Origin of the sequence: Pseudomonas sediminis (genome assembly GCF_039555755.1) — a bacterium.
Classification (GTDB): Bacteria; Pseudomonadota; Gammaproteobacteria; order Pseudomonadales; family Pseudomonadaceae; genus Aquipseudomonas; species Aquipseudomonas mendocina_D.
The window spans coordinates 839,020-853,010 of sequence record NZ_CP154631.1; the positions used below are offsets into that span (position 1 = coordinate 839,020).

General features: G+C 64.9%; 16 protein-coding genes. 10 read left to right on the forward strand and 6 right to left on the reverse strand.

The window, feature by feature from the left end; all coding sequences use genetic code 11:
* Positions 1-167 precede the first annotated feature (167 nt).
* The 3 genes from AAEQ75_RS04025 to AAEQ75_RS04035 all read left to right on the forward strand — a co-directional run bounded on the left by AAEQ75_RS04025 (position 168) and on the right by AAEQ75_RS04035 (position 3,299).
* The gene (locus AAEQ75_RS04025; RefSeq protein WP_343350937.1) at positions 168-1,250 is read left to right on the forward strand and encodes an L-dopachrome tautomerase-related protein; all 1,083 of its coding nucleotides are present in this window, start codon (positions 168-170) and stop codon (positions 1,248-1,250) included.
* Between the two features lie 243 nt (positions 1,251-1,493).
* Positions 1,494-2,414, forward strand: coding sequence for a histone deacetylase family protein (locus AAEQ75_RS04030; RefSeq protein ID WP_343352331.1), 921 nt, complete (start codon positions 1,494-1,496; stop codon positions 2,412-2,414).
* Positions 2,415-2,474: 60 nt separating this feature from the next.
* Positions 2,475-3,299, forward strand: a complete 825-nt coding sequence (locus AAEQ75_RS04035; RefSeq protein WP_343350938.1) for a class I SAM-dependent methyltransferase — start codon at positions 2,475-2,477, stop codon at positions 3,297-3,299.
* A gap of 15 nt (positions 3,300-3,314) precedes the next feature.
* Here AAEQ75_RS04035 and AAEQ75_RS04040 read toward each other — a convergent pair whose 3' ends face one another.
* Positions 3,315-4,448 (reverse strand): aminotransferase class V-fold PLP-dependent enzyme, encoded by a 1,134-nt coding sequence (locus AAEQ75_RS04040; RefSeq protein WP_343350939.1) that lies wholly within the window; start codon positions 4,446-4,448, stop codon positions 3,315-3,317.
* Between the two features lie 113 nt (positions 4,449-4,561).
* On the opposite strand from AAEQ75_RS04040, the gene AAEQ75_RS04045 reads away from it, so the two are divergent.
* From AAEQ75_RS04045 to AAEQ75_RS04060, 4 genes are all read left to right on the forward strand, one after another.
* On the forward strand, positions 4,562-5,806 hold the full coding sequence (locus AAEQ75_RS04045; RefSeq protein WP_343350940.1) for a TIGR03862 family flavoprotein: 1,245 nt from the start codon (positions 4,562-4,564) through the stop codon (positions 5,804-5,806).
* A 72-nt stretch (positions 5,807-5,878) separates the two neighbouring features.
* Complete coding sequence (locus AAEQ75_RS04050; RefSeq protein ID WP_343350941.1) at positions 5,879-6,880, forward strand: response regulator; 1,002 nt, start codon at positions 5,879-5,881, stop codon at positions 6,878-6,880.
* Between the two features lie 4 nt (positions 6,881-6,884).
* A complete protein-coding gene (locus AAEQ75_RS04055; RefSeq protein ID WP_343350942.1) occupies positions 6,885-7,316 on the forward strand; it encodes a PAS domain-containing protein in 432 nt (143 codons plus the stop codon).
* A gap of 52 nt (positions 7,317-7,368) precedes the next feature.
* Complete coding sequence (locus AAEQ75_RS04060) at positions 7,369-7,731, forward strand: VOC family protein (RefSeq protein ID WP_125834514.1); 363 nt, start codon at positions 7,369-7,371, stop codon at positions 7,729-7,731.
* 148 nt (positions 7,732-7,879) lie between these two features.
* Here AAEQ75_RS04060 and AAEQ75_RS04065 read toward each other — a convergent pair whose 3' ends face one another.
* The 3 genes from AAEQ75_RS04065 to AAEQ75_RS04075 form a co-directional block, all read right to left on the reverse strand.
* Positions 7,880-9,223 (reverse strand): DEAD/DEAH box helicase, encoded by a 1,344-nt coding sequence (locus AAEQ75_RS04065; RefSeq protein ID WP_343350943.1) that lies wholly within the window; start codon positions 9,221-9,223, stop codon positions 7,880-7,882.
* A gap of 225 nt (positions 9,224-9,448) precedes the next feature.
* Complete coding sequence (locus AAEQ75_RS04070) at positions 9,449-10,051, reverse strand: 3'-5' exonuclease (protein ID WP_343350944.1); 603 nt, start codon at positions 10,049-10,051, stop codon at positions 9,449-9,451.
* Positions 10,052-10,059: 8 nt separating this feature from the next.
* Entirely contained in the window at positions 10,060-10,539 is a 480-nt protein-coding gene (locus AAEQ75_RS04075; RefSeq protein WP_099526217.1) for an NYN domain-containing protein, read from the reverse strand.
* Positions 10,540-10,640: 101 nt separating this feature from the next.
* Between AAEQ75_RS04075 and AAEQ75_RS04080 the strand changes: the two genes are divergently transcribed.
* The 3 genes from AAEQ75_RS04080 to AAEQ75_RS04090 all read left to right on the forward strand — a co-directional run bounded on the left by AAEQ75_RS04080 (position 10,641) and on the right by AAEQ75_RS04090 (position 12,324).
* On the forward strand, positions 10,641-11,126 hold the full coding sequence (locus AAEQ75_RS04080; RefSeq protein WP_343350945.1) for a YbaK/EbsC family protein: 486 nt from the start codon (positions 10,641-10,643) through the stop codon (positions 11,124-11,126).
* A gap of 63 nt (positions 11,127-11,189) precedes the next feature.
* Positions 11,190-11,858 carry a hypothetical protein gene (locus AAEQ75_RS04085; RefSeq protein WP_343350946.1) on the forward strand — a complete coding sequence of 223 codons (669 nt, stop codon included), beginning with the start codon at positions 11,190-11,192 and terminating at the stop codon, positions 11,856-11,858.
* Between the two features lie 31 nt (positions 11,859-11,889).
* On the forward strand, positions 11,890-12,324 hold the full coding sequence (locus tag AAEQ75_RS04090) for a VOC family protein (protein ID WP_273255640.1): 435 nt from the start codon (positions 11,890-11,892) through the stop codon (positions 12,322-12,324).
* Positions 12,325-12,733: 409 nt separating this feature from the next.
* Here AAEQ75_RS04090 and AAEQ75_RS04095 read toward each other — a convergent pair whose 3' ends face one another.
* Both AAEQ75_RS04095 and AAEQ75_RS04100 read right to left on the reverse strand, forming a co-directional pair.
* Entirely contained in the window at positions 12,734-12,964 is a 231-nt protein-coding gene (locus AAEQ75_RS04095; protein WP_273255642.1) for a substrate-binding periplasmic protein, read from the reverse strand.
* Positions 12,964-13,809 (reverse strand): SDR family oxidoreductase, encoded by an 846-nt coding sequence (locus tag AAEQ75_RS04100; protein ID WP_143504707.1) that lies wholly within the window; start codon positions 13,807-13,809, stop codon positions 12,964-12,966. Before AAEQ75_RS04100 ends, AAEQ75_RS04095 begins: the two co-directional genes overlap by 1 nt.
* Between the last annotated feature and the right edge of the window lie 182 nt (positions 13,810-13,991).

Consider the following 13,991-nt stretch of genomic DNA (forward strand, 5'->3'; position numbering starts at 1 on the left):
CAACCTGGGCGGTCTGTTTCGCGTGTGCTGATAAAGCCAAACTGTTCCCCACTGCCTACCTGACGCAGGGCGAATCTCCGCCGTCGTTGATCACCGAGGCAGCCGCGACAGCGGATAACGCATTTTTAGCCTATTCGCCCTTCCCAGCGCACAACAGGAAACCTGTAATGACGTCTCTTTCTCGCCCCATCCGCCGTGCGGCCAGCGCCACCCTGCTGGCTCTTTCCATACCATTGTTCAACTCGGCCCTTGCCGCCAACGTCGGCGACCTGGAAGTGGTCGCCGAACTGCCGATCCGCCCCGGCAACGTCGCCCCCAGCGCGGACAACCGGGTGTTTGCCACGGTCCATCCCTTCGGCGCACCGGCTGCCGCTCAACTGATCGAAATCACCGGCCGCGACAGCTACAAACCGTGGCCCACCAGCACGGTGCAACGCGGTACCGCCGCTGCCAACGATGCGCAGATCGATACGCCGCTGGGCATCGCCATCGATGGCAAGAACCGCCTGTGGATAACCGACATGGGCCTGAACCTGGGCAAGACACGCCTGTGGGGCTTCGATGTTGCGACTGGCAGTGAGCTGTATCGCATCGAACTGCCCGCCGATATCGCGCCCAAAGGCAGTTTTATCCAGGACCTGGCCGTCGACGACAACGCTGGCTGGATCTACCTGGCGGACATTGCCAACCCCGGGCTGATCGCCGTAGAAATCAGCAGCGGCAAGACGCGGCGCTTCAGCGGTCATGCCGCGCTGCAAGCAGAGCCCGACGCCAGGATGGTCATCGGCGGCGTGCCGATTCAGTTCCAGGGCAAGCCTGCCAACGTGGCGGTCAATCCGATCACCCTGTCGGCCGACCATGCCACCCTGTACTTCGGCGCCATGAACGGCAAGACCTGGTACTCGTTGCCCAGCAAGCTGCTGCGTGACGGCGCCAGCGACGAGCAAATCGGGGCGGCCATCCAGCGAGTCGGTGCCAAGCCCGTTTCCGACGGCGCCGGCACCGACACCAAGGGCCGGCATTTTTTCACCAACCTCAACGACAATGGCATCGACCTGCTCGACACCGATGGCACGCTCAAGCCGCTGGTACGCGACGCCCGACTGGACTGGCCGGACAGCGTGCATGTGGGCCACGACGGCTGGCTGTATATCTCGGTCAATCAGTTGTACAAAACCCCGGCCTTCACCGGCGGCACCGACAGCGGCAAACCGCCTTATCGCGTGATGCGCGTATGGCCGGGAGAATAAGCCACCTCGTACCATGGCCCGCATCATCCATGCCCTGACAGCGATCATCGTGGCCACTGTGCCTATCGGTTTGATCACCGATTACATCACCAGGGTCGTCCCGCAGCGCAGGCCGGTGTTGCGGGCCAATGGAGGGTCAGTGGCGACATTCGCCGGCAGCTCGGAGAAGGTTTCGATCAGGGGCGTGGCGATTGTCTCGATTGGCTGCGACCATAGGGCGTCGATTCGATGAGCATTTGGTGTATGCCACTACCGCTGGTCTACCACGAGGATTACAGCCCGCCCTTCCCGGCCGGGCATCGTTTCCCCATGGAGAAATTCCGCCTGCTGCGCGATCACCTGGTCGACAGCGGCCTGACCAGCGATGCCGCGCTGCAACGCCCCGAGCTGTGCCCGGCGGAGATTCTCGCCCTGGTCCACTGCCCGGACTACATCGCCCGCTACATGGCTGGCGAGCTGTCATACGAGGACCAGCGTCGCCTCGGCCTGCCCTGGAGTGACGCCCTGGCACGGCGTACCGTGCGCGCCGTGGGCGGCTCGCTGCTGACCGCCGAACTGGCGCTGCGCCACGGCCTGGCCTGCCACCTGGCCGGCGGCACACACCACGCGCACTACGACTTTCCCTCCGGCTTCTGCATCTTCAACGACCTGGCAGTGATCGCCCGCTACCTGCTCGAAGCCGGCCGTGTGCACCGCGTGCTGATTTTCGATTGCGACGTGCATCAGGGCGACGGCACCGCGCGGCTGCTGGAAGACGAACCGGACGCCGTTACCGTGTCGCTGCATTGCGAGCAGAACTTCCCGGCACGCAAGGCGCAGAGCGACTGGGATATCCCCCTGCCACGCGGCATGGGCGACGAGGATTACCTCAAGGTGGTGGACGACATCCTCAACTACCTGCTGCCGATCTACCAGCCGGACCTGGTGCTCTACGATGCGGGCGTCGACGTGCACAAGGACGATGCCCTGGGCTACCTGCAACTCACCGACGCCGGCCTGGCGGCACGTGACGAAGCCGTGCTGCAGCACTGCCTGGGCCGGGACATTCCGGTGCTGGGGGTGATCGGCGGCGGCTACTCCAAGGACCACGCCGCCCTCGCCCGCCGCCACGGCATCCTGCATCACAGCGCGGCAAGGGTTTGGGCTGCGCGCGGGTTGGGTTGACCAGCACGTCTGGCGACACCTCGGCATAATCGCGTTTTGTCACTTCATGGAAATAGCGTCATGGACGATTCATTCGAGCTGAACAAGGCCAACTGGAACGAACGCGCCGCCCTGCACGCGGCCTCACCCGACTATCAGGTGCAGAAGTTCATCGACTCGGCCGAACACCTGTCCGATGTCGTGCGCTTCGACTTGCGTCGCCTCGGAGACATCCGCGGGCTGGAAGCGCTCCATCTGCAATGCCATATCGGCACCGACACCTTGTCGCTGGCTCGCCTGGGCGCGCACCTCACCGGCCTGGATTTTTCCTGCGCCTCGCTGGAACAGGCCCGCCGCCTGGCTGAGGCCTGCCAGCAGGGCATCCACTTCGTCGAAGCCTCGGTCTACGATGCGGCACAGGTGCTCGGCGAGCAGCGCTACGACCTGATTTACACGAGCATCGGTGCCCTCAACTGGCTACCACGCATCGATGATTGGGCACAGAACGTCGCGGCCTTGCTCAAGCCGGGAGGGCGGCTGTTTCTGCGCGAGGCACATCCCATCCTGCTGAGCCTGGACGAGACCTGCGAGGATGAATTGCGCATCGCCCATCCGTACTTCGAACACCGCGAGCCAGTGGTCTGGGATGACGAGCAAACCTACGTGCAGACCGAAGCGACGCTCACAGCCAGCGTTACCCACGAATGGAATCACGGCCTGGGTGAGATCATCTCGGCCCTGCTGCGTCACGGCATGACGCTCACCGCGCTGGAAGAACACGACTGCCTGCCCTGGGAAGCGCTGCCCGGACAGATGCAGCTGGGCGCTGACGGCGAATGGCGTCTGCGTTCACGGCCCGAGCGCCTGCCGCTGAGCTACACGCTGCAGGCCGTGAAGAATCGCTGACGAGCCGAGCCCTGATTAGCCTGCCAGCACCTTGTCCAGCGCCTGCTCCAGCGTCACCACGGTACGTTCGATATTGCCCAGCTTGTCCAACCCGAACAGGCCGAGGCGGAAGGTCTGAAAGTCCGCCGGCTCATCGCATTGCAGCGGTACACCGGCGGCGATCTGCAGGCCGACGGCAGCGAACTTGGCGCCGGTCTTGATCTGCCCATCGTCGGTGTAGCAGACCACCACGCCAGGCGCCTCGAAGCCCTTGGCCGCCACGCTGTTGAAGCCACGCGCCGCCAGCAGCGCACGCACCCTATCACCGAGTTCCTGCTGCTGCTCACGCACCTTGGCGAAGCCGAGAGTCTTCGCCTCGAGCATGGCATCGCGGAAACGCGCCAGGGCGTCGCTGGGCATGGTGGCGTGGTAGGCATGGCCGCCTTGCTCGTAGGCCTGCATGATCTGCAGCCACTTCTTCAGGTCGCAGGCGAAGCTGCTGCTCTGGGTCGCCTCGACGCGCGCTTGCGCCGCTTCGCTGAGCATCACCAGGGCGCAACACGGCGAGGCGCTCCAGCCCTTCTGCGGCGCGCTGATCAGCACGTCGATGCCACAGGCCTGCATGTCCACCCACAGCGTGCCGGAGGCGATGCAGTCGAGCACCAACAGGCCGCCGACGGCGTGCACCGCGTCGCTCACCGCGCGCAGGTAGTCGTCCGGCAGGATCATGCCCGAGGAGGTTTCCACGTGCGGGGCGAATACCACCTGCGGCTTCTGTTCGGCGATGGTGGCCAGCACTTCGTCCAGCGGCGCCGGCGCGAAGGCGGCCTGATGACCTGCGTCGACCGGGCGCGCCTTGAGCACCTGGGCCTCGGCAGGAATCCGGCCCATCTCGAAGATCTGCGTCCAGCGGTAGCTGAACCAGCCGTTGCGGATCACCAGGCACTTCTGATCGGTCGCCAACTGCCGCGCCACCGCCTCCATGCCGTAAGTGCCGCTGCCCGGCACCACCGCCACGGCATGGGCGTTGTAGACCTGTTTCAGGGTGGCGGAGATATCACGCATCACGCCCTGGAACGACTGCGACATATGGTTCAGCGAGCGGTCGGTGTAGACCACCGAATATTCGATCAGGCCATCGGGATCGATGTCGGGGCAGATCTGGGACATAACGGACTCCAGCCGAAAAGGTTCGACCAGAACCTGCCCGAACCCCGTGCAAATGACAAGGCCAGGGAGCACTCGGGTAGAATGCGCAGCCCTTCTCCTGCCTGCTCACCACCATGACCAAAGCCGCCAAGCCCACCACTCATCACGTCGCCATCATCGGCGGCGGCCCTGCCGGGCTGATGGCTGCCGAAGTGCTGGCTCAGGGCGGCGTGCGTGTGGAGCTGTTCGATGCCATGCCCTCGGTGGGGCGCAAGTTCCTGCTGGCCGGCGTCGGCGGCATGAACATCACTCACTCCGAGCCCAAGGACACCTTTATCGGCCGCTATGGCGAGCGCCAGGTCGAAGTCGCGGCGCTGCTGCGCGAGTTCGACGCCGATGCCCTGCGCGCCTGGATTCATGGCCTGGGCATCGACACCTTCGTCGGCACCTCCGGCCGCGTATTCCCCAGCGACATGAAGGCCGCACCGCTGCTGCGCGCCTGGCTGCGCCGCCTGCGCGAACTGGGCGTGACGATCCACACGCGCAGCCGCTGGCTGGGCTGGAACGCAGATGGCAGCCTGCGTATCGCCGGCGCGGACGGCGAACGCGCACTGGCCGCCGACGCCTGCCTGCTGGCACTGGGCGGCGGCAGCTGGGCGCGCCTGGGTTCCGATGGCGCCTGGACGGCCCTGCTGCAAGCGCGCGGCGTCGAGGTGGCGGCGCTGAAACCGAGCAACTGCGGCTTCGAGGTCGAGGGCTGGAGCGACTACCTGCGCGAGAAATTCGCCGGCGCGCCACTGAAGAACGTCGCCCTCGCCCTGCCCGATCAGCCCGCGCGCATTGGCGAGTTCGTGCTAACGGCGGGCGGCATCGAAGGCAGCCTGGTGTACGCCTTTTCCGCCGAGATCCGTCGTGCCATCGAGGCCGATGGCCAGGCCGTGATCAGCCTCGACCTGCTGCCACAGATGCCACTGGCCAAGCTGCAACAGGCGCTGGCCAAGCCGCGCGGCAAACACTCAATGGCCAAGCACCTGCATCGCCAGGCCGGGCTCGACGGCGTGAAGGCCGGGCTGCTGCGTGAACTGGCACCTGCTGCTGCCTTTGCCGAACCGGCCGATCTGGCGCCCTGGATCAAGGCGCTGCCGATCACCCTGTTGCGCACCCGGCCGCTGGACGAGGCGATCAGCAGCGCCGGCGGCGTGCCCTTCGCGGCGCTTGATGACGGTCTGATGCTCAAGGCGCTACCCGGCGTATTCTGCGCCGGGGAAATGCTCGACTGGGAAGCGCCCACCGGCGGCTACCTGCTCACCGCCTGCTTCGCCAGCGGACGGATGGCGGCACAGGGCATACTCGACTGGTTGCATCCGGGCCATAGCTGAAAACCGCTGTGACGCCACGCAGGCTACGGCTATGCTCAATCTCAGCGCCTCTCACACAGGTAATTTGCTGCCGTGATCCCTCTGCTGGTCTGCGACGACTCCAATATGGCGCGCAAGCAATTGATCCGCGCGCTGCCGGCTGAATGGCCGGTCACCCTCAGCCAGGCCACCAACGGCGAGGAAGCACTGGCATTGATCCGCCAGGGACAGGGTCAGGTCATGCTGCTCGACCTGACCATGCCGGTGCTCGACGGTTACCAGACCCTGGCCGCTTTGCGCGCCGAAGGGCTCAGCAGCCAGGTCATCGTGGTCTCCGGCGACGTTCAGGAAGAAGCCGTGCGCCGTGTGCGTGAACTTGGCGCCCGGGCCTTCATCAAGAAACCCGCCGACCCCGAGATTCTGCGCCAGACGCTGATCAAACTGGGCCTGTTCAACCCGCAGGGCACGCCAGCGGCGCAGGCCCAGGCGGTGGCATTGTCGGACCTGAAAGTCAGCTTCCGCGATGCCCTGCGCGAAGTCAGCAACGTTGCCATGGGCCGCGCCGCCGCACTGCTGGCCAAGGTGCTGGGTGTATTCGTGCAGTTGCCGGTGCCGCAGGTGAACATCTTCGAAGTCAGCGAACTGCACATGACCCTGCTCGATGCCCAGCGCGGCGAACGTTTCAGCGCCATCTGCCAGGGTTTCATCGGCGAGGCCATCGCCGGCGAAGCCCTGCTGCTGTTCCATGATTCGGAAGTGGAGGACATGGCGCGCCTGCTCGGCTGGCAGCCGAAGAACGAAGCGCAAACCTCGGAGATGCTCCTGGATTTGGCCAGCATCCTGATCGGCGCCTGCCTCGCCGGTATCGCCGAGCAGCTCGACCTGCGTTTCTCCCAGGGCCACCCGCAACTGCTCGGCCAGCACGCCAGCCTCGACCAGATCATCCAGGTCAACCGTCAACGTTGGCGCAAGACCCTGGCCGTTGAGATCAGCTACAGCCTGGAGGGCCACGCCATCCATTTCGACCTGCTGCTGTTGTTCACCGAAGACTCGATCAAGCGCCTGACCGCCAAGATCGGCTACCTGATGGAGTGAGACGATGCCCGCGCAGATCGATATCAAGGAAGTCCACTGGCTACTCGACATCGTGCAATGCATCGACGTTGGCGTGGTGGTGCTCGACCGCCAGTACCGCGTCGAGGTGTGGAACGCCTTCATGGAAAACCACTCCGGGCTTGGCCCGGACCAGGTGCAGGGCCGCTCGCTGTTCGAGCTGTTCCCCGACATCGACCGGCCCTGGCTGGAGCGCAAGGTGGAAAACGTGGTGCAACTGGGCACCCGCGCCTTCAGCCTGTGGCAGCAACGTCCGTACCTGATGCGCTTCAAGAGTTACCAACCGATTACCGGCCAGGCCGACTTCATGTATCAGAACGTCACCCTGTTGCCGCTGGCGGGCCAGCCGGTGGAGCATGTGTGCCTGGTGATCTATGACATGACGGCGGCTGCCGTGGCCGCACGAACGACTCAATGATCCGTAGCCCGGATTGCATCCGCGCTACGGTTCTGACGAAAAAGGGATTTACATGCTGCGCAGCGTTGAACTGAAAACCTTCGTCCCGGCACGGGACTTCAGCCTGAGCCAGGACTTCTACCAGGCGATGGGTTTCAAGCGTGGTTGGGGCGACGAACAGCTGACCTACTTCAGCCACGGCGACCACTGTGCGTTCCTGCTGCAGAACTTCTACGTGAAGGAGCAAGCAGAGAACTTCGTCATGCACCTTTTGGTGGAAGACGTCGATGCCTGGTGGCAGCAGATTCAGGCAGCACGCCTGGAGGAACGTTTTGGTACACGACTGATCGCGCCACAGGATCAGCCCTGGGGTATGCGCGAGTTCATCGTGTTCGACCCCAGCGGCGTGCTGTGGCGAATCGCGCAGAACATCTGAACATCACTGGCGGACAAGCTTCGCGTTGTCCGCCCTACGCACTATGCCCTGTCGCGGCTAAATCCCCTCCCACTTCGAAAGACATGCACCTGTGGGAGCGGCTGGGCGGCATTGCGCTTTAGCCGCGAGCTTCTCCAACAAGCTCCCCTTACTTCTTGCCACCCTTGGGCTTGCTGCCGAAGCTCGGCACCCTGCGCACCGCCTTGGCTTTGGGCTTGGCGTCCTCATCCTCGAACCAGCGGCCGAGGTGGATATTGCCCTTGCCCGCCGGTTTGGCAGCACCGGGGATCAGTTTCTGCTTGGGCTTCTTCGGTTTTTTCAGGACCTGGCCACCCACTGCTGTCTGCGGAACACGGTGATCGGGAATGAAGTCCGGCTCGTCGACACGCTTGATCAACTGCTGGGTCAGGTTCTCGATCGCCGCCAGTTGATCCACCTCGTCGGCGCAGACCAGGGAGATCGCCTCGCCCGTGCTACCGGCGCGGCCGGTTCGGCCGATGCGGTGCACGTAGTCCTCGGCGTTAATCGGCAGGTCGAGGTTGACCACCAGCGGCAGGTCATCAATATCCAGGCCACGCGCGGCCACATCGGTGGCCACCAGTATCTGCACCTCGCCAGCCTTGAAGCGTTCCAGTGCACGCAGGCGACTCGGCTGCGGCTTGTCGCCGTGGATCGAGTCGGCGGCCACGCCCATGGCCAACAGCTCCTGCTCCAGCTGGTCGACGCCCTTGCGGGTCTTGGCGAACACCAGCACCTGGCCCCAACGCTTGGCCTGCAGCAGGTGTAGGAACAGCTCGCTCTTGCGCTTCTTGTCCACCGGGATCAGCCACTGCTTGACGGTCTTGGCGGCGGCGTTGCGCGGGCTCACTTCCACCGATAGCGGGTCACGCAGCAACTCGCCAGCCATCTGCCGAATGGCATCGGAGAAGGTGGCGGAGAACAGCAGGGTCTGGCGCTTTTTCGGCAGCGCGCTGAACAGCTCATCCAGCTCGCGGGCAAAACCCAGGTCGAGCATGCGGTCGGCTTCATCCAGCACCAGGGTCTGCAGCTGGGAGAACTTCACGGCGTTCTGTCGATACAGGTCGAGCAGCCGACCTGGCGTGGCCACCAGCACGTCGACACCCTTGCGCAGCTTCATCATCTGCGGGTTGATGCTGACCCCGCCATACACCGCATAGCTGCTCAACGGCAGATGCTGGCCATAGGTCAGAAAGCTCTGCAGCACCTGCTCGGCCAGTTCGCGGGTCGGCGTCAGCACCAGCGCACGCACGCTGTTGCTGGTGACCTGCGGGCCTTCCAGAGTCAGGCGTTGTAGCACCGGCAGGGCAAAACCGGCGGTCTTGCCGGTGCCGGTCTGCGCGGCAGCCATCAGGTCGCGGCCCTTGAGCACAGCGGGAATGGCCTGGCTCTGCACCGGGGTCGGCGTCTGGTAGTCAAGGTCAGTAAGGGTGCGCAGCAGCGGCTCGATCAAACCGAGGGAAGCGAAGGTCATGGAGGGTAACCGCAGGAAGTAGAAGAACTGGCGCGTAGTTTACCCGTTCACACCTGCCGTAGGAGCGGCTTCAGCCGCGAAATTGCCCGGCAAGCTGCCAAACCGTGGGAGGGGCTTTAGCCGCGATAGCGATGCTCGTTGCTGAAGATTTGCCCACACAATTCCACAGCACTTCGCGGCTGAAGCGGAATGCCGCCCAGCCGCTCCTACAGATACGAGGCAAACTCAGCTGGCAGTGGCCAGCAACGCCCGCACCTGAGCGGCAGAGAGGTTCTGCAACTGGCAGAGAAAGGCATGATCGGCCTGCTGCCGGCCATGGCGCTCACGCAGCAGACCGAACAGGTGCAGCGTCAGGTTCGCGGCCATCTCGGCATCGGCCAGCGCACGGTGAGCACGACCGGTGTCAGGCAAGCCGGCCCAGGCGTTGAGGTTGCCCAGTTTGTGGCTGGGCGCCTCCGGTAGCAGGCGCCGCGACAGCAGCAGCGAGCAGGCGAAGGGCTGCGCACGACGACGGCGCACCCGAGCCAGTTCGGCGTCCCAGAACTTCTGGTCGAAAGAGGCATTGTGCGCCAGCAGCGGCCGCTCGCCGATGAAGTCGGCCACCTCGTTCATCACCTGATCAGACGGCGGCGCCTTGCGCAGCATGGCGTTGCTGATGCCGGTGAGCTGCTCGATGAACGGCGGCACCCAGGCGCCACTGTTCATCAGGCTCTGATAGCGGTCGACGATGCGCCCGTCCTCGATGATCGCCACGCCGATTTCGGTGGCGCGCGCCTGGCTCGGCGACACGCCAGTGGTTTCGAAGTCGATGACGGCGATGGATTCCACGTAAAACCTCAGTTATTGCGTAGTAACAGTTCGCCCTCGATGGGCACGTACAGGCTGGCGGCGCGGATCAGCGACTGCGCCGTCAGCCCCGGCGCGCCGAAGGCGATGGCTTCGACGCCACGGCTGCGCACGCGTTCGAGCAGCAGGTCGAAATCGCCGTCACCGGAGGCCAGCACGATCTCGTCGACGCGCTCGATGGCGTCGAGCACGTCGATGGTGATGCCCACGTCCCAGTCGCCCTTGGCCGAGCCGTCGGCACGCTGGATATAGGGTTTGAGCTTCACGGTGAAACCCAGCTTGCGCAGGATCTGCTGAAACTGCTGCTGCTTGGCGTCACCCCGGTCGATGGCATAGGCGTAGGCCTCGACGATCACCCCACGGCGGCTGACCTCGGCCCACAGCACGCTGTAGTCGAAATGGCAGCCATGCACCTGGCGCACCGTGTAATAGAGGTTCTGCACATCGGCGAATACGGCGATCTTCTTCACCTGGAGTCCTCGGGGGCGACGAAGGCGCCAGTATGCCAGAGCCGGGCGGCAGGCGCGCCCAGGGCTGGCCCGGGCGCGGCGCAGCCCCTATCCTTGGAGCCATGACGTCTCTACAACAGCTGCGCCAGCGTAACCTCGACCTGCTCCAGCGCCTGGGAATCAGCCACCGCCTGGTCGAGCATGAGCCGGTGCTGGATTACCCCACCGCCCATGCCGTGCGCCAGCGTTTCGGCCTGCGCGGAGTGGAGAGCAAGAGCCTGTTCCTGCGCAGCGGTGCACGGCGCTACGCCATGCTGATCACCCTCGAAGGCGCCCGCGCCGACTGGGCCGGGCTCAAGACGCTGCTCGGCAGTCGCCCGCGCATCGCCAGCGACGAGGAACTGATCGAGCAAACCGGCTGCGTGCCGATGTGCGCCTGCCCGTTCGGTCATGACGCCAGCATCACCCTGCTGATCGATCGCGCGGTGCTGACCTGCGACTTTCTGCTGTATTCGCCCGGCCCGCCCGAACTGACCCTGGAAGTGCCCGGCGGCGAACTGCCGCGTCTGCTCAAGGCGCAGCCCAACGCGCAGCTGGAGTACTCTTGAACCCATTCGACTGCCCCGGCGAACGGCCACAGCGCCCACGCCCCCATACTTGGTGACCTGCCGATGAAGCCTCTGTCCGTCCTGCGTGACGCCTGGTTTTTCTCCAGCCACAACCTGGCGGCCATTGCCCGCCTGACCCTGCCACTGTTGCTGCTAGAAGCCATCGCCCAGACGCTGCTCGCCGCCCAGCTCGGCGAAGGCGCCAACCCGGCCTATGGCATCTTGCTCGGCATTCTCTTCTACCCGCTGTATGCCGCGCCGCTGATTCTCTTCCTGCATGCACGCAGCATCGGTCAGACGCCCGGCAATGCGCAGCTGTTCGCGGCGGGCCTGCAGCTGTGGCCGACCTTCGCCCTGATGGCGGGGCTGAGCACGCTGGCAATCATGCTCGGGCTGTCGCTGTTCATCGTACCGGGCATCTGGATCATGATGCGCCTGGCCTTCTCCGAACTGATCCTGGTGCTGCGCCAGGAGCCACCGCTGCGCGCGCTGCAGGCCAGCTTCACGATGACCGAAGGGCGCTTCTGGCCGGTATTCTCCTGCCTGGCCAACGTACTGGTACCGCTGTGGCTGCTCGACTGGTGGACGCAGCCAAGCCAGAGCGACACCCTGCTGTGGGTGCTGCATCAGGCCGGCAACGGCTTCCTGCAACTGTTCGCCATCGTCGTGCTGTTCCGCCTGTTCATGCTGCTGGAGCTACAGCAGGCGGCAAATGGCGAGAACAGTGACTAGGCTTGCTGTTTTCCCCGGCCCGGAGCGCGCCATGAGCGAAACCAACCCCAGCATCCTCTCTCACGTATCCATCGGCACCAACGATTTCGACGCCGCCAGCGCCTTCTACGCCAAGGTCCTGGCCACCCTCGGTTGCCGGGAAATCATGCGCCATCCCGGAGCGGTGGCCTTTGGCCGCGAGTACCCGGAATTCTGGGTACAGACGCCGATCAACGGTCAGCCGGCGACACTCGGCAACGGCAGCCACTTCGGCTTCGTCGCCCCGGACAAGGCCTCGGTGCATGCCTTTCACGAGGCAGCGCTGGCGGCCGGAGGCCAGGACGAAGGCCAGCCAGGGCCGCGCCCGGATTATGGCGAGCCCTACTACGGGTGTTTCGTCAGAGATCTCGACGGCCACAAGATCGAGGCTGCCTTCTGGGACGTGGAACTCATGCTGGCGGGTGCGGCGCAACACGAGCACGGCTGAGGTCGGCCTGGCCACCGCGGGCTGGTATCGCAGCCCGGCGTTGTCGACCCAGCCTGCGCGCAGCAACTCATCGAGCGCAGCGGCCAGCTCCGGAGCCAGCAAGGCGTAGTCGACCTGGCAATCGGTGCCGACCAGAACATCGATACGACCGCGCACCAGCATATCCAGCAATTGCTGTTCACTGCTGACACCGACCTTGTCCAGCGACCTGTCGTCGTCGAATGGCTGGAAGTACACCGACTCCGGCACGTAGCCGATGCGCAGGCCGCACAACGAGGCGTAGTCGTTCAGCCAATGCCGGGCTGGCGTAGAAACGCGGGGAGCAGGCGTAGTAAGGCACGTCCAGATAGCGAATGCAGCGCTGCCGCTCGGGCGTCCTGGCCAGGCCGGTCATCAGGTCCGCAGAGCCCTATTCCAGCGCCGCCAGGCCTCGCGCCCAGGGCGCCCGCTGCACCTCGAAGTGCAGGCCGGTACGTCGTGACAACTCAGCGAGCAGATCGATATACAGCCCCTGCAACTGGCCATTCTCGTCTTCCATGCGAAAGGGTGGCCAAAGGTCGGTTATCACCCGCAAGGGCTCGGCTGCGCCGGCGCGGTACAGCGGCGCCAGCATCAACTGCACGAGCAGCCAGAGGCGCATCAGTGGCGCCCCGAACCCTGCGGCCGCAAGCCGGACAAGCGTGGCAACAGCACGCGCTCGAAGAGCCTCGGGAAGAAGCGCGCCAGCACCCGCGCGCGCCAATCGACATTCGACAGCACCAACAGACGTCGGCGCTTTAGCGCCCCCTGGTAGATGGCCTCCGCTACATCCTGCGGCGAGGCGACCTTACCCATCGCCAGCGGTGCCTGTGCGGCCACCGAGCCGTCGCCAACCAAGGCGTTCTTGCGCAGATCGGTAGCGGTGAAACCGGGGCACACCAGCATCACATTGACTCCCGAACCTTTGAGTTCGTAGCGCAGCGTCTCGAACATGCCATGCAGCGCATGCTTGCTGGCGTTGTAGGCACTGCGATAGAGCAACGGCGCGATGCCCGACAGCGAGCTGAGCACGATGACCTGGCCGCTGCGGGCGATCAAGCTCGGCAGCGCCGCCTGGGTACAGTGCAGCGCACCGAAATAGTTGACCGCCATGACCCGCTGGAAGACCTCCAGGCTGGTCTCGGCGAACGTGCTGCGGTGGGTGATGCCGGCGTTGTTGACCAGCACGTCGATCCCACCGAAATGATCGACCGCCAGCGCCACGGCGCGCTGCACGGCCCCAGCATCGGCGACGTCACAGAGCAGACCGAGCGCTTCGGCGTTGTGGTGATCGGCCAGGTGCTGCACCAGACTGTCCAGCGCCGCCTGATTGAGGTCGAGAATCACCAGGCGCGCGCCCGCCTGTGCCAGGCGCATGGCCAACGCCCGGCCAATACCGGCGCAGCCACCGGTGATCAGCACCACCTTGCGGTCGAATACCTTGTTGGCAAATACCTTGCGATACATGCACGGCTCCCCAAAGCCCAGTGTTGGCGACGCTGCCGGTCAGCATCCCGCATGACGGCCGACGGCACGGCCTGTCGAACCTTTCAGCATGGTACTGCAGCCCCTGGCCACTGTCCCTGGCGGGCGAAACGGAGCGGGAACCGCTTAGCACTGCGCATGCCTGGGCCGATCCGACGCACTCG